We start from the raw sequence: 26,614 nt of genomic DNA on the forward strand, positions 1-26,614 counted from the left end.
CGACGGCCCCGGCCCCCTGCGGTGCCGGGGCCGTCCGCTGCGCGGACCCCGGCACGGACCGGCCCCGGTGCCTAGGCTGGTTCAGGTGCCGGCCCCCCGACCGTCCGCCCCGCTGGCGGGCTCCCTCGACGACCCGCAGCGGGCCCGGGACCTCGCTCGCATGAAGCGGCTGGCGACCGGGTTGTTCCTGTTCGCCGCCGCGGTGTTCCTGGCCTGCGTCCTGATCGGCGAGGACGCCGGCGCCTGGGTCGGCTACGTGCGGGCCACCGCCGAGGCGTCGATGGTGGGCGCGCTGGCCGACTGGTTCGCCGTCACGGCGCTGTTCCGGCACCCGCTGCGGCTGCCGATCCCGCACACGGCGATCATCCCGCGCAAGAAGGACCAGATCGGCGCCAGCCTCGGCACCTTCGTGCAGGAGAACTTCCTGACCCGCGCCGTGATCGAGGACAAGCTGACCACCGTCGACGTCCCCGGCCGGCTCGGCGCCTTCCTGGCCGCGCCCGGGCGGGCCGAGCGGCTGGCCGGCGACGCATCGACGGCGCTGGGCGCGTTCACCGACCTGCTCAAGGACGAGGACCTGCAGCCGGCCGTCGCGACCCTGGTCGACCGCAAGCTGCACGGCACGCCCGCCGCGCCGGTCGTGGCGCGTGCCCTGGAGCTGGTGGTCGACGGTGACCGGCACCAGGAGGTGCTGTCGGTGGCGCTGCGCGGGCTGGCGCGCTTCCTCGACGAGAACCGGGTGGTGTTCCGCGCCCAGCTCGGCGAGTCCTCCCCCGCCTGGGTGCCCGACTGGGTCGACGAGCGCGTGTTCACCCGCGCCTTCAACGGCGTCCAGCAGTTCCTCGAGGAGGTCGGCGCCGACCCGCACCACGAGCTGCGCCGCTCCTACGACCGCCGGTTGCGCGCCTACATCCACGCGCTGCGCACCGACCCGTCGACCGCCGCCCGGGTCGAGGAGCTCAAGAAGGAGCTGCTCGAGCACCCAGCCGTCCGCCACTGGTCGGGGTCGCTGTGGACCAACGCGAAGAACTCCGTGCTGGCCGCCGCCGCCGACCCCGACTCGGAGCTGCGCTCGCGGGTGACCGGGATGATCCGCGACCTCGCCCGGCTGCTGCAGACCGACCCGACCGTGCGCGAGCTGGTGCAGAGGCACGCGCACACGGTGGCCGGCTATCTGGTGGAGCGGTTCGCCGGCGACGTCGCCGACCTGGTGGGGACGACGGTCCAGCGGTGGGACACCGAGGAGACCAGCCGCCGGATCGAGCTGCAGGTGGGCCGCGACCTGCAGTGGATCCGGGTCAACGGCACCGTGGTCGGCGGCCTCGCCGGCCTGCTGATCTACACGACCGCCCAGCTCATCGGCTGAGTCGGAGTCCCAGGGCGCGGAATGTGCCGCCCTCGGACTCCGCTCAGGTGAGGCGGAAGCCGCTCCACTCGAAGCCGGGCGAGACCACGCAGCTGACCAGCACCTCGTCGGTCACCGGTTCGGTGGCCTGCTCGGTGCCGGCCGGCACCAGCACCTGCGGGTTGCCGGCGTCGAGGACGACGGGCTCGCCGCCGCGCCGCAGCACCAGCGGGCCCGGGCCGTGCCAGAGCCACAGCTCGTCGGCGTCGACCACGTGCGGCGCCGAGCGTTCCCCCGGCGCGAGCAGGAAGAGGATCGCGGTGGCGGCGGGCCGGCCGGTCAGCTCGGCCGGCGAGGTCCAGGTGCGGCGGTACCACCCGCCCTCGGGGTGCGGCTCCAGCCCGAGCGCGGCCGCCCGGGGCGGCGTCACAGCCGCGCCTGGGCCGCCACGTACAGGGCGATGCCGGCGGCGACGCTGACGTTGAGCGACTCGGTGTCGCGCCCGATCGGGATGCGGACGACGACGTCGCAGCGCTCGCGGACCAGCCGCGACAGGCCGGCGCCCTCGGCGCCCATGACGAGCGCGACCGGATCGGCGAAGCCGTCGTACTCGTGCAGGTCGACGTCCCCGTCGCCGGCCAGGCCCACGGTCATCAGCCCGGCGTCCTGGTAGGACGCCAGCGCGCGGGGCAGGTTGACCGCCCGGGCGACCGGCAGCCGGGCGGCGGCACCGGCGCTGGTCCGCCACGCCGAGGCGGTCATGCCCACGGCCCGGCGCTGCGGCACGACGACGCCGTGCGCGTCGAAGGCGGCCGCCGACCGGACCACCGCGCCGAGGTTGCGCGGGTCGGTGACGCCGTCCATCGCCACGATCAGCGGCGGGCGGCCGGAGTCGTGCGCGGCGGAGAGCAGGTCGTCGGGGTGCGCGTAGGCGTACGGCGGCACCTGCAGGCCGATGCCCTGGTGCAGCGCGCCGCCGGACATCCGGTCGAACTCGGCCTTGCCGACCTCGAGCAGCGGCAGCCCGCGGTCGGCGGCCAGCTGCAGCGCCTCGGCGATCCGCTCGTCGGTGCTCTGCTTGCCACCCGCCCCGCCGCCCCGACCGACATCGGTCACCACGTACAGCGCCGTCGCCGGGATCTCGGCCCGCAGGGCCTCCACGACGGGGTTGCGGCCCAGCAGCAGCTCCGGGGCCTCCTCGGCCCGCTGGCGCTGGCGGGCGCGGTCGGCGCGCTGCCGCGCGTCGGCGGCCGCCCGCCGCTGCGCCGGGTGCCCGGGTCGCATCTCGGCCGGCGGGGTCGCCCCGCGCCCGGCGAGCGCCCGGCGTCCCTTCCCCCCGGTGCCGCCGGTCGCGCCCTTCTTGCCACCCGAGGCGCGGGCGCCGCGGCGCTGGCTGTTGCCGGCCATCAGCGGCTCAGCTCCCAGCGCGGCCCCTGCGGGGTGTCCTCCACGGTGACCCCCAGCTTCGCCATCTGGTCGCGGATCGCGTCGGCGGCGGCGTAGTCCTTGCGCGCCCGCGCGGCCTGCCGCTGCTCCAGCGCCATCTGCACCAGCCCGTCGGTGACGTCGGCGAGCCGGTCGCCGCCGCCGGCCGCCCACTGCGGGTCGAACGGGTCGAGCCCCATCACGTCGAGCGCGCCCCGCACCGCGGCGAGCGCCGTCGCCGCCTGCTCCTCGTCACCGCGGTCGAGCGCGGCGTTCCCGGCCCGCACCTCGGTGTGCACCGTGGCCATGGCCGCCGCGGTGTTCAGGTCGTCGTCCATGGCGGCGGCGAACTCAGGGGAGAACACCGGCTCGGCCGGCGTCCCGACCCGCTCGGTCGCGCGCCGGACGAAGGACTCGATGCGCTGGTAGCCACCGGCGGCCTCGTGCAGCGCGGGCTCGGTGAACTCGATCGTCGACCGGTAGTGCGGGGTCGCGAGGTAGTAGCGCAGCTCGACCGGGCGCACCCGCTTGACCACCTCGTCGACCAGCGCCGTGTTGCCCAGCGACTTGCTCATCTTCTCGCCGCCGAGGGTCACCCACCCGTTGTGCACCCAGTAGCGGGCGAAGCCGTCCCCGGCCGCCCGCGACTGCGCCTGCTCGTTCTCGTGGTGCGGGAAGCGCAGGTCCAGCCCGCCGCCGTGGATGTCGAAGTCCGCCCCGAGGTAGCGCCCGGCCATCGCCGAGCACTCCAGGTGCCAGCCCGGCCGGCCGCGGCCCCACGGGGTGGGCCAGGAGGCGGTCTCCGGCTCGCCCTCCTTGTGCGCCTTCCACAGCGCGAAGTCGCGCGGGTCGCGCTTGCGGTCGGCGTCGACGACGTCGTCGGCGGCCTGCAGGTCGTCGAGCTTCTGCCCGGTGAGCGCGCCGTACTCGGGGAAGGACCGGACGTCGAAGTAGACGTCGCCGCCGGCGGCGTAGGCGTGACCGCTGTCGATCAGCCGGTGCATGAGCTGCACCATGTCCGGCACGTGGCCGGTGGCCCGCGGCTCGTAGGTGGGCGGCCGCACGCCGAGGACGTCGTAGGCGCGGGTGCAGGCCCGCTCGTTCTCGTAGGCCCAGGCCCACCACGGCACGCCGTGCTCGGCGGCCTTGGCGAGGATCTTGTCGTCGATGTCGGTGACGTTGCGGACCAGCGTGACGTCGAACCCGTGACCGCGCTCCAGCCAGCGGCGCAGGACGTCGAAGACCAGCGCGGCGCGCACGTGCCCGAGGTGCGGCGGCCCCTGGACGGTCAGCCCGCAGACGTACATGGAGGCCCGTCCCGCACGCAGGGGCGTGAAGTCGCGCACGGCTCGGGTGGCCGTGTCGTACAGGCGGAGGCTCACCGCTCGGAGTCTACGGACCGCTCCGCGGCGTCAGCCCTGACCACCAGCGCGGTCGCCACCGCGGCTCGGCCCTCGCCGCGTCCGGTGAGCCCGAGGCCGTCGGTGGTCGTGGCGCTCATGCTCACCGGTGCCCCCAGCGCGGCCGACAGCGCCGCCTCTGCCTCGGCCCGCCGCGGGCCCACCTTGGGGGTCGGCGCGATGAGCTGCACGGCGGCGTTGCCCACCCGCCAGCCCGCGGCGGCCAGCGTCGCGCGGACGTGCTCGAGGACCGTGGTGCCCGACGCCCCCGCCCAGCGCGGGTCGTCGGTGCCGAGCAGGCCGCCGATGTCGCCCAGGCCGGCGGCGGAGAGCACGGCGTCGGTGAGCGCGTGCGCGGCGACGTCGCCGTCGGAGTGGCCGGCGCAGCCATCGGCCCCGGGCCACTCCAGGCCGGCGAGGAAGCACGGGCGGCCGGCCTCGATCGGGTGGACGTCGGTGCCGATGCCGACGCGCGGCAGCCCGGTCACGCCCGCACCTGGAGTTCGGCCACCGCGAGGTCGTGCGCCACGGTCACCTTGGCGGCGCGCTCGTCGCCGTCGACGGTGTGCACGGGGACGCCGCGCGCGCGGACGACCGCGGCGTCGTCGGTGAGGTCGGCGTCGTCCGGGAGGTCGGCGTAGGCCGCCAGCAGCGTGCCCCGGTCGAAGCCCTGCGGGGTCTGCACCCGGCGCAGCGGGCCGCGGGGCACCGCGTCGGTGACGACGCCGTCGTCGTCGACCACGACGGTGGTGTCCACGACGGGCAGGACCGGGACGACGGCGCGCGACCCGGCCGCGAGCGCGGCGAGGACGCGGGCGACGACGGCCGGCGGGGTCAGCGGCCGGGCGGCGTCGTGCACCAGGACGGCGTCGGCCCGCTCACCGCCGGCGGCCAGGGCGGCCCGCACCGAGGCGGTGCGGCTGGCACCGCCGGCGACCAGCCGGACCTCGGGCGGGAGGACGGCGGCGAAGGCCTCCCGCTCCCCCGGCGGGACGGCGACCACCACCTCGGCGACGCCGCCGGTGCGCAGGGTGTCGACCGCCCAGCAGACCAGCGGCCGGCCGCTGAGGAGGACCAGCGCCTTCGGCCGGTCCGCCCCCAGACGCAGACCGCTCCCGGCCGCTGCGACGATGCCGACAGCGTGCACGGGAGCGGTCTGGAGATGTGCTGCGGAGCTCGGGGTCGAGCTCAGCTGGCGAGGACCTCGTCGAGGAGCACCTCGGCCTTGTCCTCGTTGGTGCCCTCGGCGAGCGCGAGCTCGCTGACCAGGATCTGGCGCGCCTTCGAGAGCATGCGCTTCTCGCCGGCGGAGAGGCCACGGTCCTTGTCGCGGCGCCACAGGTCGCGGACGACCTCGGCCACCTTGTTGACGTCGCCCGAGGCCAGCTTCTCGAGGTTGGCCTTGTACCGGCGCGACCAGTTCGTCGGCTCCTCGGTGTGCGGGGCGCGCAACACCTCGAAGACCCGGTTGAGACCCTCCTGGCCGACGACGTCGCGGACGCCGACGATCTCTGCGTTGTCGGCCGGCACGCGCACGGTCAGGTCGCCCTGGGCGACCTTCAGCACGAGGTAGGCCTTCTCTTCACCCTTGATGACGCGCTTCTCGATGGCCTCGATGAGCGCGGCACCGTGGTGCGGGTAGACGACGGTCTCGCCGACAGTGAAGCCCATGTGTGTGTGACCCCTTTCGCTGTTGCCAGGATACCACGGAAGACTGACGGGCGGATCGGGCGAAGACCGTAAATCTGCAGGTCAGAAGGCAGATGAAGTAACCGGAGGGGGTTGACAAGCGCGTGACCGGTGTGCCTGTCGGGTTCACCCGGGCCCGTGGCCTGGTGCTCGCCACGCACGCCGGACCCACGGTCGCGGTGACCCTCGTGGCCACCCTGCTGGGGGTCGCCGCGGGGGTCGGGGGCGGCCGCGCGGTGCTGCTGTGCGCTGCCGTTCTCGCAGGTCAGGCGTCGATCGGGTGGAGCAACGACTGGCTCGACGCCGACCGCGACCAGGCCGTCGCGCGGCCCGACAAGCCGGTCGTGCAGGGCGCCGTCGCCCCGTCGACGCTGCGCGTCGCGGCGCTCGCGGCGGCCGCGCTGGCCGTCGTCCTGTCGCTGCTGCTCGGCGTGGTGCCCGGGCTGCTCCTGCTGCTGCTCGTGGCCAGCGGCTGGGCCTACAACGCCGGGCTCAAGCGCACCGCCGCCTCGGCCGTGCCGTACCTCGTCGGGTTCGGCGCGCTGCCCGCGGGCGTGGTCGCCGCGGCCCCCGGCACTCCGGCCGCGCCGTGGTGGCTGGTCGCCGCCGGGGCGGCGCTGGGCGGCGCGGCGCACCTGGCCAACGTCGCCCCCGACCTCGAGGACGACCTCGCCACCGGCGTCCGCGGCCTGCCGCACCGGATCGGCGCGACCGCGTCCGCGGTCACCGGCGCGGTGCTGCTCGGCGCCGCGACGCTGCTCCTCGTGCTGGGACCGCCCGGAACGCCGACGACGGCGGGCTGGGCCGGCGTGGTGCTGGCCCTGCCCGCCGTCGTCGTGGCGGCGCTCGCCGGGTCGCCGCGGTGGCGGCGGGTGGCGTTCCCGGCGGTGATGCTGCTGACCGTGCTGGACGTCGTCCTGCTGCTGGTCGGCGGCGCGTCGGTCGCCTAGCGGTCAGCGGTTGCCGCGGCCGTTGCCGTTCCCGCCGCCGTTGCCGCCGCCGTTGCCGTTCCCGCCGCCGTTGCCGTTGCCGCGACCGGTGTCGGGCGTCGACGACTCGGCGGTCTCCGGCTGCGGCTCGGTCACCGTCTCGTCGGGGGTCTCGACCGGCGTCTCCGCGTACTCCTCCGGCACGCGCTCGCCCTTGTTGCGCGCGTGCTCGCGGACGGCCTCACCGGTGGCCCAGCCCCGGGTCGCGCCGTAGCTCACCCAGTCGCCGAACGACTGGTCGGGGCGCGGGCCCTCCTCGGCCCACTGCTCCGGGGTCGTCGGCGGAGCGACCGGGGTCTCGGCGACGTCCTCGGTGCCGCCGTCGAGCGCGGTCGTGCCCTCGGTCCCGGTCGTCGTGCCGGTGTCCTCGGTGAACGCGGGGTCCTGGACGGAGGTCCGGTCCTCGGTGGTGCTCTCCTCCTGCGGGTCGTCCACCCCGGTGACGCCGACGGTCTCGGCGACCGTGGCGAAGCCGTGCTGGAGGGGGTCCGGGAGGACGCCGGCGGTGCCGGCGCCGGTGAAGGCGACGAGGGCGATGCCCGCGCCGGTGGCCACCTGGGCGACGGCGCCGGCCGAGGCGATCTTGGCGAGGAAGGCGGGGAAGAACATGGTGATGCGTCTCCGGGTGCGAGGCGCCGTCGCGCGCGACGGGCTGGGCTGGTCGGTGAGGAGACCAGTGGCCAGCAGGTCGGCGAGGGCCGCGTTCGGACGTCCCGGCCGGGACGTGCTCGAGCGCACCGCGTCCGCGAAGGCGGCCAGTCCGGCCCCCTGCTCGGGAACGGGTCGGCCGGCGAGGTAGGCCTCGAAGGCCTCCTCGACGGCGCGGTCGTCGGCTGCTGTGGTCATCTCACCCTCGTCATCGCCGGACGGGCCCGGAGGGGTGCGCGGCGGTGGGCACCCGTTCGGAGGAGTTCTCCGCCTCGAGCCGTTCGCGCAGCGTGCGCAGGCCGCGCCGCTGCAGCGCCTTGACCGAGGGGACGGACTTGCCGAGCACCTCGCCGACCTGCTCGACGGTGAGGTCGGCGAGGATCCGCAGGAGCAGGACCGAGCGCTGGTCGGCGGGGAGCTCGCCGCACAGCCGCTGGACGGTGTCGGCGCCGATGCGGACGAGCGCGTCGTCCTCGACGTCCCCGCCCACGGAGGCGGAGAGGTCCCCCGGCTCGTCGACCACCTGCGGTCGGCGGCTGCGCCGCCGCCAGTCGTCGAGCAGCCGCCGGTGGGCGATCGTGAAGACCCACGACCGCAGCCCCGACTCGTCGCCGGAGAACCCGGCCAGACCGGTGAAGACGCCGATGAACGTCTCGCTGGCCAGGTCGTCGGGCTCCGCGGCGCCGTGCAGCCGGAGGTAGCCGGTGACCGCGGGCGCGAGGTCGCGGTAGAGGACCTCGAAGGCCCACGCGGCACCGGCCTGGGCAGCGGCGAGCACGTCGTCGAACGGCAGACCTGTCGGCACCCGCTCTCCTCGCTCGTCCGGCCCGTCCCTCCCTCATCGGCAGGCGGAGCGCCGAACCGGAGGGCCGGTCGCCCGCCCGGGTGACCGGTTACGGGGCGGCGGTGCCGCGCAGGCGCTCCTGCTCCACCACCGGCAGGAGGTCGCCGAGCCGGTCCAGGCCCTGCAGCGGTCGGCGCATGCGCTGGTTGGCGGACAGCAGGGCGCGGTTGCGCTCGAGGAAGGCCCAGTAGCCGGCGGTGAAGGGGCACGCGTCCTCGCCGAGCCGGCGGCGCGGGGAGTAGACGCAGCCGCCGCAGTAGTCGCTCATGCGGTCGATGTAGGCCCCGCCGGCGGCGTAGGGCTTGGTCGCGAGCGCTCCGCCGTCGGCGTGCTGGCTCATGCCGACGACGTTGGCGACCATCACCCAGTCGTAGCCGTCGACGAAGGTGCGGTGGAACCAGTCCGCCAGCTCGCGCGGGTCGATCCCACGCTGCAGCGCGTAGTTGCCGAGCACCATCAGCCGCGGGATGTGGTGCACCCACCCGTCGCGGCGGAGGTTGCCGAGGACGTCGGACAGGCAGGCGGCGTCGACCGCGCCGTCGTCGAGCTCCGCCATCCAGTCCGGCACCCGCTGGTGCGCCGCGAGCGCGTTGGCGTCGCGGTACCCGCGCCCCAGGTGCCAGTACATGTGCCAGACGTAGTCCCGCCAGCCCATCACCTGGCGCACGAAGCCCTCGACGCTGCTCAGCGGCAGCGGGTCGTCCTCGGCGAGCGACCGGCGGTAGCGGTCCTCGGCGGCGTGCACGACCTCGAGCGGGTCGAGGAGTCCCAGGTTCAGCGCCGGGCTGATCAGCGAGTGCGCCATCCAGCGGTCGCCGGAGAGCATGGCGTCCTCGTACGGGCCGAACGTGCCCAGCCGCTCGTCGAGGAACTGCTCCAGGCGCCGCAGCGCCTCCTGCCGCGTCACGGGGAACAGCCGCGGTCCGTCGTCCCCCACGAACGCGACGTCGCCCTCGGCCGCCCACCGGTCGAGGTCGGCGCGCACCTGCTCGTCGATCTCGTCCTCCTCGGGCCACCAGGGCTCGGGGACCCCGACGTCGCCGTCGGCGGGTGGTGGCTCGCGGTTGTCGTGGTCGAGGTTCCAGCTGCCCCCGACCGGCTCGGCGCCCTCCATGAGCACCTCGGTCCGGCGGCGGCTGCCCCGGTAGAAGTCCTCCATCAGCAGCCGGCGCCGGCCCCGGCCGTCGGCCCACGCGGCGAACTCCTCGTGCGTGGTGACGAACCCGCGGGGTGCCACCACGGTCAGCCCGGGGCGGCGGAGCACCAGGTCGCGGCTGCCCCAGGTGGTCGGCGCGCAGACCGACAGCGGTCCGACGCAGCGGTCGAGCGCCTCCCCGTACGTCCGCGCCCCGACCAGCCACGCCTGGTCGCCCAGCTCCGCGGCGCGGTGGCGGAGGGCCGAGAGCACGAGGTGCGCCTTCTGCCGGTGGAACCGGCGACGGGAGAACACCGCGCGCGACTCGACGAGCAGGACCGGTTGGTCGGGCCGGTCGAGGAAGTGCGGGCCCAGCTGGTCGGCGAAGCACCACCGACGGGTGGCCGGCGCACGGGCGGGGTAGGGCCCCAGGGCCGGGTCCGTCGCGCCGGGACGCGCGCTGCCACCCACCCGCCTCACCTCCAGGCGGACATCGTGGGTGGACCGTTACTCTCAGCGCGACTCGAGAACTGCGATCCGCCCCCTCCGGCCCCGGCCCGGGACGAGGGCGTAGACCTGGGAGGTCGACGGCTGTGAACCGCGCACTGCGCGCCGCCACGGTGGGTGTCCTGCTCGTCTCGCCGTTGGCGCTCTCCGCGTGCAGCGCCGGCCAGGTGAACCAGACCTCTTCGCAGCTGCGGGACAAGGTGGGCCCGTCGGCGCAGATCGGTGAGATCGAGCTGCGCGCCGTCGAGCTGGCCCACCCGAACGCGGGCAGCTACTCCCCCGGCGACGACGCCGAGCTGCGGATGGCCATCGTCAACGACGGTGACCAGGAGGACACGCTCACCGAGATCAGCGGCACGTCGTTCTCCCGGATCCGCCTCACCGGCTCCGCGTCGGGCACCGGGGCGCCCGCCCCGGACGGAGGGACGACCACCGGCGCGGGCGACGGGATCACGATCCCCGCCGACTCGGTGGTCTACCTGGGCGAGAACTCGGAGACCGTCACCCTGGTCGATCTCGGCGAGGAGCTCCTGCCGTCGCAGACCGTCGAGCTGACGTTCACCTTCCAGGAGGCCGGCGAGGTCACCCTCGACGTCCCCGTGGCCGCCCCCGACGAGGCCGACGAGCGCGGCGAGGCCTTCGACTTCCACCACGAGGAGAACGAGGGCGAAGAGGAGAACACGGAGGTCAGCGGAGGCATCGCCACGCAGCGCGAGGAGGGTGGCGAGGGCGAGGGCTGACGCCCCCGCCCCGACGTCCCCGGAAGTGTCGGCGGCCGCGGTTACCGTCGGCCGGTGCCCCCCGCCGGAGTGAAGTCCCGCCCCGCCCACCGCTGCACCGAGTGCGGGTACGCCTCGGCCAAGTGGGTCGGGCGCTGTCCTGAGTGCCAGGCGTGGGGCACCCTGCAGGAGGTCGGCAGCGCCTCGTCCTCCCCGCTGCGCTCGGTCAGCGCCGGGCCGGTCACCGCGCCCGCCCGCCCGATCGCCGAGGTGCAGCTGGAGGGCGCGAGGGCCCAGCCGACCGGCATCCCCGAGTTCGACCGCGTGCTGGGCGGCGGGCTGGTGCCCGGCGCGGTCCTGCTGGTCGCCGGCGAGCCGGGGGTCGGCAAGTCCACGCTGCTGCTCGAGGTGGCCCAGCGGGTCGCCGCCGCCAACGGCCCCGCGCTCGTGGTCTCCGGTGAGGAGTCGGCCGCGCAGGTGCGGCTGCGGGCCGAGCGCATCGGCGCCCTGCACGAGCAGCTCTACCTGGCCGCCGAGACCGAGCTGTCCGCCGTCCTCGCGCACGTCGAGGACGTCAACCCCACCCTGCTCGTCCTCGACAGCGTGCAGACCGTCCGCTCCCCCGCGGTCGACGGGACCGACGGCGGCGCCACCCAGGTGCGCGCGGTGGCCGGCGCGCTGACCGGCGTCGCCAAGGCCCGCGGCATGACGACGATCCTGGTCGGCCACGTCACCAAGGACGGCAACGTCGCCGGGCCGCGGGCCCTCGAGCACCTGGTCGACGTCGTCATCTCCTTCGACGGCGAGCGGCACTCCACCCTGCGGCTGATCCGGGCGACCAAGAACCGGTTCGGGCCGGCCGACGAGATCGGCTGCTTCGAGATCGGCGACGCCGGGGTGGTCGGGGTCCCCGACCCGTCGGCGCTGTTCGTCTCCCGCCGCGCGGTGCCGGTGCCGGGCAGGTGCGTCACGGTGACGCTCGAGGGCAGCCGGCCGCTGCTGGCGGAGGTGCAGTCGCTGGTGGCCACCTCGGCCGGGGGTGGGTCGCCCCGGCGTGCGGTCAGCGGCCTGGACTCGCAGCGTGTGGCGATGGTCAACGCCGTCGTCGAGCGCCGCGGCGGGGTGCGCCTGGCCGAGGCCGACGTCTTCGCCGCGTCGGTGGGCGGGGTGCGCATCGCCGAGCCGGCCGCCGACCTCGCGCTGGCCCTCGCCATCGCGTCGGCGGCGAAGGACCAGCCGCTCCCGCCGGGTCTCGTCGCGCTGGGCGAGGTCGGTCTCTCCGGCGAGATCCGCCGGGTGGGCGGCACGGGCCGGCGGCTGGCCGAGGCGGCGCGCCAGGGGTACACCGTCGCGCTCGTCCCCGAGGACGCCGGCACGGCCCCACCGGGGATGCGCCTGGTCGAGGTGCCCGACCTCGGCGCCGCGTTCGCGCGGCTGTTCGGTGGGTGAGCACGCGCCGTCCGCGATCCCGAGCCCGACTTCCCCGTCGCGGGCCACGTAGACTCAGCCGCCGCAACGTCTCGACCCGTCAGGAGCGCTCGTGCCAGCCGCTGTGGACCCCGAGGTCGCACTGCGCGAGCTCCTCGGCCGCATCGCCCCCGGCACCGCGCTGCGCGACGGCCTCGAGCGCATCCTGGCCGGCCGCACCGGCGCCCTCATCGTGCTCGGGTACGACCGCGTGGTCGAGTCCCTGTGCACCGGCGGGTTCGCCCTCGACGTGGCGCTGTCGGCCACGCGGCTGCGCGAGCTGGCCAAGATGGACGGCGCGGTGATCGTCTCCTACGACGGCACGCGCATCGTCCGCGCCGGGGTGCACCTCATGCCCGACCCGACCATCCCCACCGAGGAGTCGGGCACCCGGCACCGCACGGCGGAGCGGGTGGCGGTCCAGACCGGCTTCCCGGTGATCTCGGTGAGCCAGTCGATGCACATCATCTCGGTGTACGTCGCCGGCCGCCGCTACACCCTGGAGCACCCGACCACGATCCTGGCGCGGGCCAACCAGGCGCTCGCCGCGCTGGAGCGCTACAAGCTGCGCCTCGACGAGGTCGCCAGCACGCTGTCGGCGCTCGAGATCGAGGACCTCGTCACCGTCCGGGACGCGATGAGCGTCAGCCAGCGGCTGGAGATGGTCCGCCGGATCGCCGACGAGATCGAGGGCTTCGTCGTCGAGCTGGGCACCGACGGCCGCCTGCTGGCCCTGCAGCTCGACGAGATGCTCGCCGGCGTCGAGGAGGACCGCGGCCTGCTGGTCCGCGACTACCTGCCCGGCGGCGGCCGCCGGCCCCGGACGATCGACCAGGTCCTCACCGACCTGCGCGCGCTGTCGGCCACCGAGCTGCTCGACCTCTCCGCCGTGGCCCGCTGCTACGGGCTGCCCACCTCCCCCGACGCGCTGGACTCCCCCGTGAGCCCGCGCGGCTACCGGCTGCTGGCGCGCGTCCCGCGGCTGCCGGCCGGGATCATCGACCGGCTGGTCGACCACTTCGGCGGGCTGCAGAAGCTGCTGGCCGCCACCATCGAGGACCTGCTGGCCGTCGAGGGCGTCGGCGAGGCCCGGGCGCGCGGCATCCGCGAGGGCCTCTCCCGGCTCGCCGAGACGTCGATCCTCGACCGTTACAGCTAGGCGAGCACGAGCCCGGCATCGGGGCTGATCGCGGTGTCCATGCGAGCCCGCACCACGTAGCTGCCCGGCGACGGGGGCACCCGCGGCGCCGTGCAGGTCGGCTCGCTGGTCAGGCCGCTCCACACGACGGGGAACGACACCGCCTCGCCCGGTGCCAGCGTGCGCAGATCGCTGCTGGTCTCGGGGATGCAGTCGTTGCTGCCCCACAGCCGCGCGCCGGCGGCGTCGAGCAGCACGATCTCCTGCAGCTGCTTGTCGAGCGGGCGGACGCACGGCGTCGCCTGCGTGTTGGTGACGACGAGCTCGAAGGTGGCCTGCGCGCCGGCCGGGGCGGTTCCTGGTGTCCGGACCTCGACGGCGAGGACGGCGTCGGCGCACGCCTCCGGGGCCGCCGGTGCGCCGGTCCCCTGCGGTGCGCTCGGGGTCGTGCCGGGGAGGAGCACGCTCACCGACGAGGGGACGACCTGCTCCAGCGCGGGCTCGGGCGGCTCCTCGGACGCCGGGCGGGTCGAGGACGCCGTCGTCGTCCCCTCGTCGAACCGGCCGGTGGCCAGGGCGTAGCCGACCCAGCCACCGCCGCCGAGGACCGAGACCAGCAGGGTGAGCACCAGCGCCCGGCGCCGCCAGTAGACGGCAGCGGGGAGCGGGCCCACCGGGTGCAACACGCGCCGACGGTAAACGGCGGCGCCTCCGCCGACCGGCTCGGCACGCCGCTCGGCGCGGACGGCAGACTGGGGAGTCGTGGGCAGCCTCAGGGACACCGGCGAGGTCATCGTCGACTGGTACGCCACCGCGGCCCGCGATCTGCCCTGGCGCCGGCCTGACGTGGACGCGTGGGCGGTGCTGGTCAGCGAGGTGATGCTGCAGCAGACGCCGGTCGCCCGCGTGGAGCCGGTGTGGCGGGAGTGGATGGCGCGCTGGCCCACGCCGGCAGCCCTGGCGGCGGCCACGCCGGCCGAGGTCATCCGCGCCTGGGGCAAGCTGGGTTACCCGCGCCGGGCGCTCCGCCTGCGGGAGACGGCGGTGGCGCTGACCGAGCGGCACGGCGGGACCGTGCCCGACGACGTCGCCGCGCTCGAGGCGCTGCCGGGGGTCGGCACCTACACCGCGCGGGCGGTGGCCTGCTTCGGCCACGGCCGGCCGCAGCCGGTGGTCGACACCAACGTGCGCCGAGTGGTCGCCCGCCTGGTGCACGGCAGGGCGGAGGCGGGCAACGCGCGCGCCGCCGACCTGACCGACGTCGCCGAGCTGGCCCCGACCGACCCGGCTCGGGCGGTGCGGTTCTCGGTCGCGGCCATGGAGCTGGGGGCGCTGGTCTGCGTGGCCGGCACGCCCCGCTGCCCCGCGTGCCCGGTGCGGGACCGCTGCGCCTGGCGGCTGGCCGGGTACCCGGCGCACGACGGGCCGGCGCGGCGGGTGCAGAAGTTCGCCGGCACCGACCGGCAGGTGCGCGGGCGGCTGCTGGACGTGCTCCGCGCGGCCGCGCACCCGGTCGAGGCGGCCGAGCTGGACGCCGCCTGGGACGACGCCGTCCAGCGCTCGCGCTGCCTGGACTCGCTGCTCGTCGACGGCCTGGTCGAGCAGACCCCCGACGGCCGGTTCGCCCTGCCGCAGGCCTGACCGCCCGGCACGGCGACCCTCGCCGGGTGGCCGGCACCCGCGCGGTGTGCCTTGCGGGCGGCGACCACACCGCGCGGGTGACGGCGCGGGGCGCCATCTCGGCCCGGGAAACGGCAGAGGCCGCCCCACCCGTGCGGGTGGAGCGGCCTCTGTGCGTCCCTAGCGGGTCACTCCGCCTGGGCGGCGGCCGGACCCTCCTCGTCGCCGCCCGAGAGGGCGACCGGCGGGGTGTCGGGCAGGTCGATCGGCTTGGCCTCGCCGCGGAAGGTGAACTTCTGCTGCGCGCCCTCCGCCTCGTCGACGTCGACCACCACGATCTGGCCGGCGGCCAGCTCGCCGTAGAGGATCTTCTCGCTCAGCGCGTCCTCGATCTCGCGCTGGATCGTCCGGCGCAGCGGCCGGGCGCCCAGCACCGGGTCGAAGCCGCGGTGCGCGAGCAGCTTCTTGGCGTTCTCGGTGACCTCGAGCGCCATGTCCTTGTTCGACAGCTGGCTCTCCACGCGGGCGAGCATGAGGTCGACGATCTGGATGATCTCGTCCTCGGTCAGCTGGTGGAACACGACGATGTCGTCGATGCGGTTGAGGAACTCGGGCCGGAAGTGCTGCTTGAGCTCGTCGTGGACCCGCACCTTCATGCGCTCGTAGTTCGACTGCGTGTCGTTCCCGGCCTGGAAACCGAGGCCGACCGCCTTCGAGATGTCACGCGTACCGAGGTTGGTCGTGAGGATCAGGATCGTGTTCTTGAAGTCCACGATGCGACCCTGACCATCGGTGAGGCGACCGTCCTCCAGCACCTGCAGGAGCGTGTTGAACACGTCCGCGTGCGCCTTCTCGATCTCGTCGAAGAGAACCACCGAGAACGGCTTGCGCCGCACCTTCTCGGTCAGCTGGCCACCCTCGTCGTAACCGACGTAACCGGGAGGCGCACCGACCAGCCGGGAAACGGTGAAGCGGTCGTGGAACTCACCCATGTCGATCTGGATGAGCGCGTCGTCCTCGCCGAAGAGGAAGTTCGCGAGCGCCTTCGCCAGCTCGGTCTTACCGACACCCGAGGGGCCGGCGAAGATGAACGAACCGCCCGGACGGCGCGGGTCCTTGAGGCCCGCACGCGTGCGCCGGATGGCCTGGCTGACGCTCTTGATCGCCTCTTCCTGGCCGATGATCCGCTTGTGCAGCTCATCCTCCATGCGGAGCAGACGGGTGGTCTCCTCCTCGGTGAGCTTGAAGACGGGGATCCCGGTCCAGTTGGCCAGCACCTCGGCGATCTGCTCGTCGTCGACCTCGGCGACGACGTCCATGTCGCCGGCCTTCCACGCCTTCTCGCGCTCGGCCTTCTCGGCCAGGAGCTGCTTCTCCTTGTCGCGCAGCGACGCGGCCTTCTCGAAGTCCTGGGCGTCGATCGCCGACTCCTTCTCGCGGCGGATGCCGGCGATCCGGTCGTCGAACTCGCGCAGGTCCGGCGGGGCGGTCATCCGCTTGATCCGCATCCGGGCACCGGCCTCGTCGATCAGGTCGATCGCCTTGTCCGGCAGGAAGCGGTCGGAGATGTACCGGTCGGCCAGCGTCGCGGCGGCGACGAGGGCGCCGTCGGTGATGCTGATCCGGTGGTGCGCCTCGTAGCGGTCGCGCAGGCCCTTGAGGATCTCGATCGTGTGGGTCAGCGTCGGCTCGCCCACCTGGATCGGCTGGAAGCGCCGCTCGAGGGCGGCGTCCTTCTCGAGGTGCTTGCGGTACTCGTCGAGCGTGGTGGCGCCGATGGTCTGCAGCTCACCGCGGGCCAGCATCGGCTTGAGGATGCTGGCGGCGTCGATCGCGCCCTCCGCGGCGCCCGCCCCGACGAGGGTGTGGATCTCGTCGATGAACAGGATGATGTCGCCGCGGGTGCGGATCTCCTTGAGGACCTTCTTCAGCCGCTCCTCGAAGTCACCGCGGTAGCGGGAACCGGCGACGAGGGCGCCGAGGTCGAGGGTGTAGAGCTGCTTGTCCTTCAGCGTCTCGGGGACCTCACCCTTGACGATCGCCTGGGCCAGGCCCTCGACGACGGCGGTCTTGCCGACGCCGGGCTCGCCGATGAGGACGGGGTTGTTCTTGGTCCGCCGCGACAGGACCTGCATGACCCGCTCGATCTCCTTGGCCCGCCCGATCACCGGGTCGAGCTTGGAGTCGCGCGCGGCCTGGGTCAGGTTGCGGCCGAACTGGTCGAGGACCAGCGAGGTCGACGGCGTGCCCTCGGCGGGCCCGCCGGCGGCGGCCGGCTCCTTGCCCTGGTAGCCGCTCAGCAGCTGGATGACCTGCTGGCGGACGCGGTTGAGGTCGGCGCCCAGCTTCACGAGGACCTGGGCGGCCACGCCCTCGCCCTCGCGGATCAGGCCGAGCAGGATGTGCTCGGTGCCGATGTAGTTGTGGCCGAGCTGCAGCGCCTCGCGCAGCGACAGCTCCAGCACCTTCTTGGCCCGCGGGGTGAAGGGGATGTGCCCGGACGGGGCCTGCTGGCCCTGACCGATGATCTCCTCCACCTGCTGGCGGACGCCCTCCAGCGAGATGCCGAGGGACTCGAGCGCCTTGGCCGCGACACCTTCGCCCTCGTGGATCAGGCCCAGGAGGATGTGCTCGGTGCCGATGTAGTTGTGGTTGAGCATCCGGGCCTCTTCCTGGGCCAGGACGACGACTCGGCGGGCTCGGTCGGTGAACCGTTCGAACATCTGCTGCTTCTCCTCTGACCGGCTGGTCCGGCTGGTTCCTCCGGGTGTCCGGACGGAACATCCGACTGGAGTCGGCGCGCTGGCGCACCGGTCATTCCACTGTAGTCACGGACCACGCCGTCCCGTCGGCCCGGAGGCGTGGGGGCGGTGGGTGGCTGCCCGGTCCAACCGATGCTGGCGCAGGGGTGTTCCGACCTGGTTACGCCGTCAGCGGACACGCCGCCCGCCGTCCCACCCGTTCCCGTCCGCACCCCCTACCCCTCGGTAGGTCCGGGAACGACGACGGCCCGGCTCCCTTTCGGGGAACCGGGCCGGCGCAGGAACTGCAGATGCCTCAGTGCGCGGCTTCGTAGGCCTCCACGACGCTGGCCGGGATGCGGCCGCGGTCGCTGACCTGGTGCCCGTTCTTGCGCGCCCAGTCGCGGATCGCCCCGGCCTGCTCGCGGTCCATCCGGCCACCGCCGGTGGCACGCGACCGGCCCCCGCCCGACGCGCGGCCCGCACGGCCGACCTTGCGCGCCGCCTGGACGTAGCGCGAGAACACGTCGCGCAGTTCCTTGGCGTTCTTCTCGGAGAGGTCGATCTCGTAGTTCGTGCCGTCCAGGGCAAAGCTGACGGTCTCGTCCGCGGAGAGATTCTCGTCGAGGTCGTCGCTCAGGATCACCTGAACCTTGCGAGCCATTCAGTTTCCTCGATTCATCCGTGTGGTCCGGGCGCCAATTCCGCCCGGTCCCCCGTGCGGACCCATTTCACCACAACGGCCACCGGGAAACCAATAGCGCAACGCGCCCTCACACTTTAGGGACGCAAATGAGCGGTTGCGTTCACAACCAGTTCCGGAAACCCTCAGGAGGAAATCGGACGGACGAGTGGGAAAAGGATGGTCTCGCGGATCCCCAGACCGGTGAGGGTCATCATCAGCCGGTCCATCCCCATGCCCATCCCGCCGGTGGGCGGCATGCCGTACTCCAGCGCCTCGAGGAAGTCCTCGTCGAGCACCATCGCCTCGGGATCGCCGGCCGCGGCCAGCGCCGCCTGGGCGGTGAACCGCTCGCGCTGCACCACCGGGTCGACCAGCTCGGAGTAGGCCGTCGCCCGCTCCACCCCCGCGATGTAGAGGTCCCACTTCTCCGCCAGGCCCGGCGTGCTCCGGTGGGCCCGGGTCAGCGGCGAGGTGTCGACCGGGTAGTCGATGACGAAGGTCGGCTCCTGCAGCGTGTGCTGGACCAGCGCCTCGAAGATCTCCTCGACGACCTTGCCCGGCACCCACTTCGGGTCGACGCCGACGTCGTGCCGCTCGGCGAGCTCGCGCAGCCGCTCGACCGGTGTCCCGGGCGTGACCTCCTCGCCGAGCGCCTGCGACACCGCGGTGTAGAGCGGCACCTGCGGCCACTCCCCCGACAGGTCGATCTCGGTGCCGTCGTGGTGGCGGGCCACGTGGTCGCCGAAGAGGGCCTCGGCGGACTCCTGGACCAGCTCGCGGGTGAGCGTGGCCATCACCTGGTAGTCGGCGTAGGCCTGGTAGCACTCGAGCATCGCGAACTCGGGCGAGTGCGAGCTGTCGGCGCCCTCGTTGCGGAAGTTCCGGTTGATCTCGAAGACCCGGTCCAGCCCGCCGACGATGCACCGCTTGAGGAAGAGCTCCGGGGCGATGCGCAGGTACAGGTCGAGGTCGAAGGCGTTCATGTGGGTGCGGAACGGCCGGGCCGCGGCGCCGCCGTGCACCGTCTGCAGCATCGGTGTCTCGACCTCGAGGTAGCCGCGGGCGGTCAGCCCCGCCCGCAGCGCGGCCATCACCGTCGCCCGCTGGCGCACCGTGCGCCGCGCCTCGTCGCGGACGATGAGGTCGACGTAGCGCCGCCGGACCCGCAGCTCCTCGCTCATCGGCTTGTGCGCCACCGGCAGCGGGCGCAGCGCCTTGGCGGTCAGCTGCCAGCGGTCGGCGAAGACCGACAGCTCGCCGCGCCGCGACGTCCCGATCTCGCCCTCGACGAAGACGTGGTCGCCGAGGTCGACGTCGGCCTTCCACGCGGCGAGCTGCTCCTCGCCGACCCGGTCGAGGGAAAGCATGACCTGCAGCTCGGCGTCGCCCTCGCGCAGCGTCGCGAAGCACAGCTTGCCGGTGTTGCGGACGAAGATCACCCGCCCGGTGACGCCGGCCCGCTCGCCGGTCATCGTGTCCGGCTCGAGGTCGGGGTGCTTCTCCCGCACCTCGGCCAGCGTGGCCGTGCGGGGCACGGCCACCGGGTAGGGGTCGGTCCCGGACTCGCGGAGCCGGTCCAGCTTGGCGCGGCGCACGCGCAGCTGTTCGGGGAGCTCGTCGTCGGGCGGGCCAGGCAGTTCCTCGGTCATGACGCCCGACAGCCTACGGGGAGGCCGGACGCCGTCCCGCCCCCTGATGCCGCTCGAACGCCAGCCGCAGCCCGTGCACCGTCAGGTCGGGCTCGCGCTCGCCGATCGAGCGGCAGCTGTCCACGACCAGCGGTGAGAGGCCGCCGGTGGCGACGACGACCGGCGCGGCGCCGAACTGGGCCACGATCTCGGCGGCGATCCGCGCCACCAGCCCGTCGACCAGGCCCGCGAACCCGAGCACCAGCCCGGACTGCAGCGCGGCGACGGTGTTCTTGCCGATCGCCTGCGGCGGCACGGTCAGCTCGACCGAGCGCAGCTGCGCCGCCCGGGAGGCCAGCGCGTCGAGGCTCACCTCGACGCCGGGCGCCAGCGCGCCGCCGAGGAACTGCCCGTCCGGCCCGACGGCGTCGACGTTGGTGGAGGTGCCGAAGTCGACGACGACGACCGGCCGGCCGCGCCCGTCGGGCCAGCGGCCGAACAGCTCGTGGGCGGCCAGCGCGGTGACCACCCGGTCGGCGCCGACCTCGCGCGGGTTGTCCACGTGCAGCGGCACGCCCGTGCGCACGCCCGGGCCGATGAGCACGACCGGGACCTCGAGGGAGTCCAGCAGCTGACGCAGCGACGGCAGCAGGGCCGGCACGGTGGAGCAGGCGGCGACGCCGGTGATCTCGGCGTCGCGCAGCAGCCCGCGCCAGGTCATGCGCAGCTCGTCGGCGGTGGCGCGGGGGTGCGTGGTGACCCGCCAGCAGCCGACCCGGTGCTCGCCGTCGAAGGTGGCGAGCACGGTCTGGCTGTTGCCGACGTCGACGCAGAGCAGCACCGCTCAGCCCGCCCGGAGGTCGAGGGCCAGGTCGAGGATCGGTGAGCTGTGCGTCAGGGCGCCCACCGACAGGTAGTCGACGCCGGTCTCGGCCACCTCGCGCGCGACGGCCAGGGTCAGGCCGCCGGTGGCCTCCAGCTCCGCCCGGCCGCCGACCAGGGCGACGACCTCGCGCAGCGCGGCCGGGGGCATGTTGTCGCAGAGCAGGAAGCCGGCGCCGGCCTCGACCGCCTCCACCGCCTGCGCCGGGGTGTCCACCTCGACCTGCACGGTCACCCGCGGCGCCCGCTCCCGGACGGCGGCCACCGCCGCGGCCACCGAGCCGGCGGCCGCCACGTGGTTGTCCTTGATCATCGCGACGTCGTAGAGGCCCATCCGCTTGTTGGTGCCGCCGCCGCAGCGCACCGCGTACTTCTCCAGCGGCCGCAGACCCGGGGTGGTCTTGCGGGTGTCGAGCACCTGCGCCCCGGTGCCGGCGATCGCGTCGGCCCAGGCGCGGGTGTGCGTGGCGATGCCGCTGGCCCGGCTGGCGATGTTGAGGGCGCTGCGCTCGGCGGCCAGCAGGGCACGCACGGGGCCGCGCACGGTGAGCAGGACGTCGCCCCGCTCCACCCGGTCGCCGTCGGACGCCGACGCGGTGAGCGTGGCGCCGGGGGCCAGCCGGAGGAACACCCGGGCCGCCACGGGCAGGCCGGCGACCACGCCGGCGGAGCGGGCGACCAGGTCGGCGGTGCCCAGCTGCGCCGGCGGCACGGTGGCGGCGCTGGTGACGTCGTAGGAGACGGCGAGATCGGGCGGGCCGGGCAGCGGCGCGCCGCCGGTGAGGTCCTCGGCGAGGGTGCGCTCGACCAGCTCGGTCACCCACGCCTCGGACAGCCCCGTGCCCTGGAGGTCGGCGGGGTCGTTCACCAGGCACCCCCCACCGGGGTGCCGACCGGACGCCGGGTCAGCTGCAGCCGGCCGGCGTCGTCGAGCCGGACGTCGAGGTGCACCCGCCAGTCCTCCTCGGTGTCGGGGTGGTCCTCCCGCCAGTGGCAGCCGCGGGTCTCCTCCCGGGCGGCGGCCGCGGCGGCCAGCGCGCCGGCGACGGTGAGCAGGTCGGTGGCCTCCCAGCTCTCCACGCCCGGCGGCAGCGGGCCGAGCCCGGCGGCGAGCTCCGCCAGGGTGTCCACGGCCGACGCCAGCCCGTCCCCGGTGCGCAGCGCGCCGACGTGCTGCGACATCGTGCCGGTCACGCGGTCGCGGCCGGCCGGGTCGAGCAGCCCGGCCGAGGCCGGCGCCTCCTCGCGGGCCGGTTCGGGCGTCGGCAGCTCGCGGGCCAGCGACTCCCCGATGCGCGCGGCGAACACCAGGCCCTCGAGCAGCGAGTTCGACGCCAGCCGGTTCGCGCCGTGCACGCCGGTGCAGGCCACCTCGCCGCAGGCGTAGAGGCCCGGCACCGTCGTCCGCCCGGACAGGTCGGTGGCGAGGCCGCCCGAGGCGTAGTGCGCCGCGGGGGTGACCGGGACCAGCTCGGTGACCGGGTCGATCCCGGCCGCGCGGCAGCTGGCGACGATCGTCGGGAAGCGGTCGACCAGGTCGGGCACGTGCCGGGCGTCGAGCCAGACGTGCGGCACCCCGTCGCGCAGCTGCACCCGGGTGATCGCCTTGGCGACGACGTCGCGCGGCGCGAGCTCGGCCATCGGGTGGACGTCGTTCATGAACCGCCGTCCCGCCCCGTCGAGCAGCACCGCCCCCTCGCCGCGCAGCGCCTCGCTGACCAGCGGCTGCTGGCCGCGCGCACCCGGCCCGCGGTAGAGCGCGGTCGGGTGGAACTGCACGAACTCCAGGTCGGTGGCGACCGCGCCGGCGCGCAGGCCGAGCGCGACGCCGTCCCCGGTGGAGACCGACGGGTTGGTGGTCGCCGCGTACACCTGCCCCATCCCGCCGGTGGCCAGCACGACGGCGCGGGCACGGACGGCGCCGACGCCGTCCTCGGTGCCCTCCCCCAGCACGTGCAGGGTGACGCCGGCGGCCCGGCCGTCGGCGTCGCGCAGGAGGTCGAGCACCATCGCGTGCTCGACCAGCGTGATGCCCGGGTCGGCGTGCACCGCGCTGACCAGCGCGCGCATCACCTCGGCGCCGGTGGCGTCGCCGCCGGCGTGCACGATCCGGTGGGCCGAGTGCCCGCCCTCGCGGGTGAGCAGCAGGTGGCCGGCGGGGTCGCGGTCGAACGCCGCCCCCCAGCCGATGAGCTGGCGCAGCCGCTCCGGGCCCTCGTGCACCAGCGCGTCGACCGCCGCCGGCTCGCAGAGCCCGACGCCGGCGACGTGGGTGTCGCGGGCGTGCGCCTCGGGGCTGTCGGCGGGGTCGAGGACGGCGGCGATGCCGCCCTGCGCCCACCGGGTCGACCCGTCGTCCACCAGGACCTTGGTGACGACGGCGACCGACAGCCCGGCCGCCCGCGCGTGCAGCGCGACGCAGAGCCCGGCCACCCCGGAGCCGACGACGCAGACGTCGGCGGTGAGCTCCCACCCCGGGGCGGGGGCGGTGAGGCGCAGCGGCAGCCCGGTGGCCGTGAGGGTGGTCACCCCTTGATCGTGTCGCCCCGCACCTGCCCGAGCACACCCGGGGCGGGCGCGGCGGGGTCGCCCCCGAGCTCGACGATGCGGTTGGCGCCGTCGACGTGCACGACCCTGGGGAGGTAACTCTTGGCCTCGGTCTCGTCCATGACCCCGTAGCTGATCATGATCACCAGGTCGCCGGGGTGCACGAGGTGCGCGGCGGCGCCGTTGATCCCGATCACGCCGCTGCCCCGCTCGCCCGGGATGACGTAGGTCTCCAGGCGGGCGCCGTTGGTGACGTCGACGATGGCCACCTGCTCGCCGGGGAGCAGGTCGGCGGCGTCCAGCAGGTCCTCGTCGATGGTCACCGAGCCGACGTAGTGCAGGTCGGCCTGGGTCACCGTCGCGCGGTGGATCTTGGACTTGAGCATCGTGCGCATCATCGGGCGTCTCCCAGCGTCACTGCGAGGTTGTCGATCAGTCGGGTGCTGCCGGCCCGGGCGGCGACCAGCAGGCGGGCCGCGCCGGCCGCGGGGGCCGGGCCGAGGTCGGGGTCGGTCAGCTCGAGGTAGTCGAGGACGAGCTCGGGCGCGGTGGCGAGCGCCTCGCGGGCGGCGGCCAGGACCGCCGCAGCACCGCGCGGCCCGGCGTCGGCCCCGGCGCGGAGGGCCCGCGAGAGGGCGGCGGCGCGGGTGCGCTCCTGCGGCGACAGGTAGCGATTGCGGCTGGACAGCGCCATCCCGTCGTCCTCGCGGACGGTCGGCACGCCGACGACCTCGACGCCGAGCGCGAGCTCCCGGGCCATCGCCCGGATGAGCACGAGCTGCTGGTAGTCCTTCTCGCCGAAGACGGCGACGTCGGGGCGGACCAGCCCGAACAGCTTGGCGACGACGGTCAGCACCCCGGCGAAGTGCCCGGGGCGGACGGCGCCCTCCAGCACCGACCCCAGCGGCCCGGGCTGCACGGTCACCCCGACCGAGCCGGGCGGGTAGATCTCGTCCACCCCGGGGTGGAAGACGGCGTCGGCGCCCTCCTCGGCGAGCGCGGCCAGGTCGGCGTCCCAGGTGCGCGGGTAGCGGTCGAAGTCCTCGCCGGGGCCGAACTGGGTCGGGTTGACGAACACCGAGACGACGACGCCGCCGCCGTACCGCTTCGCGGCGCGGACGAGCGTGCGGTGGCCCTCGTGCAGGGCGCCCATGGTGGGCACCAGGACGACGGGTGCGGGCAGCTGGTCCCGGAGCCGGCGCAGGTCGGCGACCGACTCGGCGACGGCGGGGGTCACGAGGGTGCTCACCTCGAGCTCGAGGTGTCGGCCGCGTCGTAGAGCAGGTCGAGCAGCGGCGCGCCCTCGTGGCGCTTGAGCCGGCCGGCGGCCAGCGCCCGCTCGGTGGTGCGCTGCGCCATGGCGACGTAGGCGGCGACCGACGCCGGGGCGCGCTCGTTGAGGGTGTCCAGGTGGTCGGCCACGGTGCCGACGTCGCCGCGGCTGACCGGGCCGGTGAGCCCGCGGTCGCCGCGGCGCAGGCCGTTGTCGAGCGCGGCGGTGAGCAGCGGGGTGAGCACGCGGCCGGGCTCCCCGACGCCGGCGGCACGCAGCAGGTCCGCGGCCTCGGCGACCAGGGTGACCAGGTGGTTGGCGCCGGTGACGAGGGCCGCGTGGTAGAGCCGCCGGTCCTCCTCGGCGACGTAGAACGGCTCGCCGCCCATCTCCAGGACGAGGGTCTCGGCGACCGCCCGGTGCTCGGGCCGGCTGGTCACCCCGAAGGGGGTGCCGGTCAGCCGGTCGACGTCCTCCGGCGCGCCGGTGAAGGTCATGGCCGGGTGCAGCGCGAGCGGCAGCACGCCCGCGAGCTGCGCCGGCGCGAGGACGGCGAGGCCGTGCGCGCCGGACGTGTGGAAGGTGAGCTGCCCGCGCCGCCAGACGCCGGTCTCGGCCAGGCCGGCGACCAGGCCGGGCAGGGTGTCGTCGGGCACCGCGAGGACGACGAGGTCGCTGGCGGCGACCACCTCGTCGGTGGGCAGGAGGGGAGCGCCGGGCAGCAGGCGGGCGGCCCGCTCGGCGGAGGCGGAGGAGAGACCGGCGGCCGCGACGACGTCGTGACCTGCGGCGTCGAGCGCGGCACCGAGGACGGCGCCGACCCGGCCGGCGCCGACGACGCCCACGCGGAGGCGGGCGGGGGCGCTGGCCGCGGGCGCGAGGCCGGCGGCGCGGGGGTTCCTGCGGGCAGCAGGCATGGTGCACCTTCCGTTCCAGTCCCTGCCGGGTACCGGACTGTCGGGCTGGGGACCACGCCGTCGTGGCCCCTCGGGGTGTCGCTGGTCGTGCGGTGGCGCCGGCCCTGCTGCAACCGGATGTGTCACGCAGGTGTGGTGCCGATGGCGAGTGTGTGACCGCGTCCGGCCCGGTGCAACGCAGGAGGGGTGTGGGCTCGCTCACGCCGGGGCCCCGCCTACGGTGACGGCCTCACCGAGGAGGACACGTGGCAGCAGCCGACCGCCCCATGGACGGGCGCACCGCCCTGGTCACCGGCGCGAGCAGGGGCATCGGCCTCGCGATCGCGCAGAGCCTGGTCGACCGCGGCGCGCGGGTGGTGCTCACCGCGCGCAGGCCCGAGGCGCTGGCCGAGGCGGTGGCGGCGCTGGGGGGTCCCGAGGTGGCGGTCGCCGTCCCGGGTCACGCGGGTGACGCCGAGCACCGCGCCACCGCCGTCCGCACCGCCGTCGAGACCTTCGGCAGCCTGGACATGCTGGTCGGCAACGTCGGCGTCAACCCCGTCTACGGGCCGGTGGTCGACCTCGACCTCGACGCGTTCCGCAAGGTGCTCGACACCAACGTCGTCTCGTCGCTCGGCCTGGTGCAGGAGGCGTGGCGGCAGTGGATGGCCGAGCACGGCGGGTCGGTGCTGATCGTCGCCTCGGTAGCCGGGCTGCGGGCGTCGGAGAACATCGCCGCCTACGGCGTCAGCAAGGCCGCGCTGATCAACCTGACCACGCAGCTGGCCGTGGAGCTCGGCCCGACGGTGCGGGTGAACGCGGTCGCCCCGGCGGTGGTGAAGACCCGCTTCGCCGGGGCGCTGTTCGAGGGCCGCGAGGACGAGGTCGCGGCCAACTACCCGCTGAAGCGGCTCGGCGTCCCCGAGGACGTCGGCGAGGCCGCGGCGTACCTGCTCGGCGACGGCGCCGGCTGGATCACCGGGCAGACCCTGGTCATCGACGGCGGGGGGCTCTCGCGCGGCCCGCGCTGAGCCGG

The 26,614-nt window shown here is 74.9% G+C and carries 26 protein-coding genes; 7 read left to right on the forward strand and 19 right to left on the reverse strand.

Annotated features, from left to right (window positions below; all coding sequences use genetic code 11):
- Nucleotides 1-85: 85 nt before the first annotated feature.
- A complete protein-coding gene (locus ACI797_RS00095) occupies nt 86-1,366 on the forward strand; it encodes a DUF445 domain-containing protein (RefSeq protein WP_456855928.1) in 1,281 nt (426 codons plus the stop codon).
- A 43-nt stretch (nt 1,367-1,409) separates the two neighbouring features.
- Here the strand turns inward: ACI797_RS00095 and ACI797_RS00100 are convergent, their stop codons facing one another.
- The 6 genes from ACI797_RS00100 to ACI797_RS00125 are packed head-to-tail and all read right to left on the reverse strand — an operon-like array spanning nt 1,410 to nt 5,841.
- Nucleotides 1,410-1,775 (reverse strand): cupin domain-containing protein, encoded by a 366-nt coding sequence (locus ACI797_RS00100; RefSeq protein WP_456855930.1) that lies wholly within the window; start codon nt 1,773-1,775, stop codon nt 1,410-1,412.
- On the reverse strand, nt 1,772-2,752 hold the full coding sequence (gene rlmB / locus ACI797_RS00105; RefSeq protein WP_456855932.1) for a 23S rRNA (guanosine(2251)-2'-O)-methyltransferase RlmB: 981 nt from the start codon (nt 2,750-2,752) through the stop codon (nt 1,772-1,774). Before rlmB ends, ACI797_RS00100 begins: the two co-directional genes overlap by 4 nt.
- Nucleotides 2,752-4,152 (reverse strand): cysteine--tRNA ligase, encoded by a 1,401-nt coding sequence (cysS, locus tag ACI797_RS00110; protein ID WP_456855934.1) that lies wholly within the window; start codon nt 4,150-4,152, stop codon nt 2,752-2,754. The genes rlmB and cysS overlap by 1 nt, the downstream gene beginning before the upstream one ends.
- Complete coding sequence (gene ispF, locus ACI797_RS00115) at nt 4,149-4,658, reverse strand: 2-C-methyl-D-erythritol 2,4-cyclodiphosphate synthase (protein WP_456855936.1); 510 nt, start codon at nt 4,656-4,658, stop codon at nt 4,149-4,151. Before ispF ends, cysS begins: the two co-directional genes overlap by 4 nt.
- Nucleotides 4,655-5,317, reverse strand: a complete 663-nt coding sequence (gene ispD, locus ACI797_RS00120) for a 2-C-methyl-D-erythritol 4-phosphate cytidylyltransferase (protein WP_456855938.1) — start codon at nt 5,315-5,317, stop codon at nt 4,655-4,657. The genes ispF and ispD overlap by 4 nt, the downstream gene beginning before the upstream one ends.
- A 41-nt stretch (nt 5,318-5,358) precedes the next feature.
- Nucleotides 5,359-5,841, reverse strand: a complete 483-nt coding sequence (locus ACI797_RS00125; protein WP_097206868.1) for a CarD family transcriptional regulator — start codon at nt 5,839-5,841, stop codon at nt 5,359-5,361.
- Nucleotides 5,842-5,963: 122 nt separating this feature from the next.
- On the opposite strand from ACI797_RS00125, the gene ACI797_RS00130 reads away from it, so the two are divergent.
- Nucleotides 5,964-6,809, forward strand: a complete 846-nt coding sequence (locus ACI797_RS00130; protein WP_456855940.1) for a UbiA family prenyltransferase — start codon at nt 5,964-5,966, stop codon at nt 6,807-6,809.
- A gap of 3 nt (nt 6,810-6,812) precedes the next feature.
- On the opposite strand, the gene ACI797_RS00135 is transcribed toward ACI797_RS00130, so the two are convergent.
- The 3 genes from ACI797_RS00135 to ACI797_RS00145 all read right to left on the reverse strand — a co-directional run bounded on the left by ACI797_RS00135 (nt 6,813) and on the right by ACI797_RS00145 (nt 9,946).
- Complete coding sequence (locus ACI797_RS00135; protein WP_456855942.1) at nt 6,813-7,694, reverse strand: hypothetical protein; 882 nt, start codon at nt 7,692-7,694, stop codon at nt 6,813-6,815.
- A 10-nt stretch (nt 7,695-7,704) separates the two neighbouring features.
- On the reverse strand, nt 7,705-8,301 hold the full coding sequence (locus ACI797_RS00140) for an RNA polymerase sigma factor (protein ID WP_456855944.1): 597 nt from the start codon (nt 8,299-8,301) through the stop codon (nt 7,705-7,707).
- A gap of 88 nt (nt 8,302-8,389) precedes the next feature.
- Nucleotides 8,390-9,946 carry a cryptochrome/photolyase family protein gene (locus ACI797_RS00145; protein ID WP_456855946.1) on the reverse strand — a complete coding sequence of 519 codons (1,557 nt, stop codon included), beginning with the start codon at nt 9,944-9,946 and terminating at the stop codon, nt 8,390-8,392.
- Nucleotides 9,947-10,068: 122 nt separating this feature from the next.
- Between ACI797_RS00145 and ACI797_RS00150 the strand changes: the two genes are divergently transcribed.
- From ACI797_RS00150 to disA, 3 genes are all read left to right on the forward strand, one after another.
- Nucleotides 10,069-10,722, forward strand: coding sequence for a copper chaperone PCu(A)C (locus ACI797_RS00150; protein WP_456855948.1), 654 nt, complete (start codon nt 10,069-10,071; stop codon nt 10,720-10,722).
- Nucleotides 10,723-10,776: 54 nt separating this feature from the next.
- Nucleotides 10,777-12,150, forward strand: a complete 1,374-nt coding sequence (gene radA, locus ACI797_RS00155; protein ID WP_456855950.1) for a DNA repair protein RadA — start codon at nt 10,777-10,779, stop codon at nt 12,148-12,150.
- 91 nt (nt 12,151-12,241) lie between these two features.
- Nucleotides 12,242-13,327 carry a DNA integrity scanning diadenylate cyclase DisA gene (disA, locus tag ACI797_RS00160; protein WP_456538004.1) on the forward strand — a complete coding sequence of 362 codons (1,086 nt, stop codon included), beginning with the start codon at nt 12,242-12,244 and terminating at the stop codon, nt 13,325-13,327.
- On the opposite strand, the gene ACI797_RS00165 is transcribed toward disA, so the two are convergent.
- Nucleotides 13,324-13,992 (reverse strand): MucR family transcriptional regulator, encoded by a 669-nt coding sequence (locus tag ACI797_RS00165; RefSeq protein WP_456855952.1) that lies wholly within the window; start codon nt 13,990-13,992, stop codon nt 13,324-13,326. The two genes, disA and ACI797_RS00165, sit on opposite strands and share 4 nt — an antisense overlap.
- A gap of 76 nt (nt 13,993-14,068) precedes the next feature.
- Between ACI797_RS00165 and ACI797_RS00170 the strand changes: the two genes are divergently transcribed.
- Nucleotides 14,069-14,947 carry an A/G-specific adenine glycosylase gene (locus tag ACI797_RS00170; RefSeq protein WP_456855954.1) on the forward strand — a complete coding sequence of 293 codons (879 nt, stop codon included), beginning with the start codon at nt 14,069-14,071 and terminating at the stop codon, nt 14,945-14,947.
- Nucleotides 14,948-15,114: 167 nt separating this feature from the next.
- On the opposite strand, the gene ACI797_RS00175 is transcribed toward ACI797_RS00170, so the two are convergent.
- From ACI797_RS00175 to ACI797_RS00215, 9 genes are all read right to left on the reverse strand, one after another.
- Entirely contained in the window at nt 15,115-17,649 is a 2,535-nt protein-coding gene (locus ACI797_RS00175; protein ID WP_456855956.1) for an ATP-dependent Clp protease ATP-binding subunit, read from the reverse strand.
- A gap of 334 nt (nt 17,650-17,983) precedes the next feature.
- The gene (locus ACI797_RS00180) at nt 17,984-18,331 is read right to left on the reverse strand and encodes a histone-like nucleoid-structuring protein Lsr2 (protein WP_456538000.1); all 348 of its coding nucleotides are present in this window, start codon (nt 18,329-18,331) and stop codon (nt 17,984-17,986) included.
- 164 nt (nt 18,332-18,495) lie between these two features.
- Complete coding sequence (gene lysS, locus ACI797_RS00185) at nt 18,496-20,001, reverse strand: lysine--tRNA ligase (protein WP_456855959.1); 1,506 nt, start codon at nt 19,999-20,001, stop codon at nt 18,496-18,498.
- A 13-nt stretch (nt 20,002-20,014) separates the two neighbouring features.
- Nucleotides 20,015-20,821 (reverse strand): type III pantothenate kinase, encoded by an 807-nt coding sequence (locus tag ACI797_RS00190; protein WP_456855961.1) that lies wholly within the window; start codon nt 20,819-20,821, stop codon nt 20,015-20,017.
- A 3-nt stretch (nt 20,822-20,824) separates the two neighbouring features.
- Nucleotides 20,825-21,730: a carboxylating nicotinate-nucleotide diphosphorylase gene (gene nadC / locus ACI797_RS00195; RefSeq protein ID WP_456855963.1), complete on the reverse strand. Its 906-nt coding sequence runs from the start codon at nt 21,728-21,730 to the stop codon at nt 20,825-20,827.
- Entirely contained in the window at nt 21,727-23,391 is a 1,665-nt protein-coding gene (locus ACI797_RS00200; protein ID WP_456855967.1) for an L-aspartate oxidase, read from the reverse strand. Before ACI797_RS00200 ends, nadC begins: the two co-directional genes overlap by 4 nt.
- Nucleotides 23,388-23,807 (reverse strand): aspartate 1-decarboxylase, encoded by a 420-nt coding sequence (gene panD, locus ACI797_RS00205; protein ID WP_456855972.1) that lies wholly within the window; start codon nt 23,805-23,807, stop codon nt 23,388-23,390. Before panD ends, ACI797_RS00200 begins: the two co-directional genes overlap by 4 nt.
- Complete coding sequence (gene panC, locus ACI797_RS00210; RefSeq protein WP_456855976.1) at nt 23,804-24,658, reverse strand: pantoate--beta-alanine ligase; 855 nt, start codon at nt 24,656-24,658, stop codon at nt 23,804-23,806. The genes panD and panC overlap by 4 nt, the downstream gene beginning before the upstream one ends.
- Nucleotides 24,655-25,599 (reverse strand): Rossmann-like and DUF2520 domain-containing protein, encoded by a 945-nt coding sequence (locus tag ACI797_RS00215; protein ID WP_456855980.1) that lies wholly within the window; start codon nt 25,597-25,599, stop codon nt 24,655-24,657. Before ACI797_RS00215 ends, panC begins: the two co-directional genes overlap by 4 nt.
- Before the next feature lie 245 nt (nt 25,600-25,844).
- Between ACI797_RS00215 and ACI797_RS00220 the strand changes: the two genes are divergently transcribed.
- Nucleotides 25,845-26,609 carry an SDR family oxidoreductase gene (locus tag ACI797_RS00220; protein ID WP_456855984.1) on the forward strand — a complete coding sequence of 255 codons (765 nt, stop codon included), beginning with the start codon at nt 25,845-25,847 and terminating at the stop codon, nt 26,607-26,609.
- The last annotated feature ends 5 nt before the right edge of the window (nt 26,610-26,614 follow it).

This window comes from Geodermatophilus sp. SYSU D00691, from assembly GCF_054050275.1.

Bases quoted from the DNA above. Each gene is read 5' to 3' on its own strand.
- rlmB (WP_456855932.1), bottom strand. From the start codon at position 2,752: ATGGCCGGCAACAGCCAGCGCCGCGGCGCCCGCGCCTCGGGTGGCAAG.
- ACI797_RS00125 (WP_097206868.1), bottom strand. From the start codon at position 5,841: ATGGGCTTCACTGTCGGCGAGACCGTCGTCTACCCGCACCACGGTGCC.
- ACI797_RS00135 (WP_456855942.1), bottom strand. From the start codon at position 7,694: ATGACCACAGCAGCCGACGACCGCGCCGTCGAGGAGGCCTTCGAGGCC.
- ACI797_RS00175 (WP_456855956.1), bottom strand. From the start codon at position 17,649: ATGTTCGAACGGTTCACCGACCGAGCCCGCCGAGTCGTCGTCCTGGCC.
- ACI797_RS00180 (WP_456538000.1), bottom strand. From the start codon at position 18,331: ATGGCTCGCAAGGTTCAGGTGATCCTGAGCGACGACCTCGACGAGAAT.
- lysS (WP_456855959.1), bottom strand. From the start codon at position 20,001: ATGACCGAGGAACTGCCTGGCCCGCCCGACGACGAGCTCCCCGAACAG.
- panD (WP_456855972.1), bottom strand. From the start codon at position 23,807: ATGATGCGCACGATGCTCAAGTCCAAGATCCACCGCGCGACGGTGACC.
- ACI797_RS00215 (WP_456855980.1), bottom strand. From the start codon at position 25,599: ATGCCTGCTGCCCGCAGGAACCCCCGCGCCGCCGGCCTCGCGCCCGCG.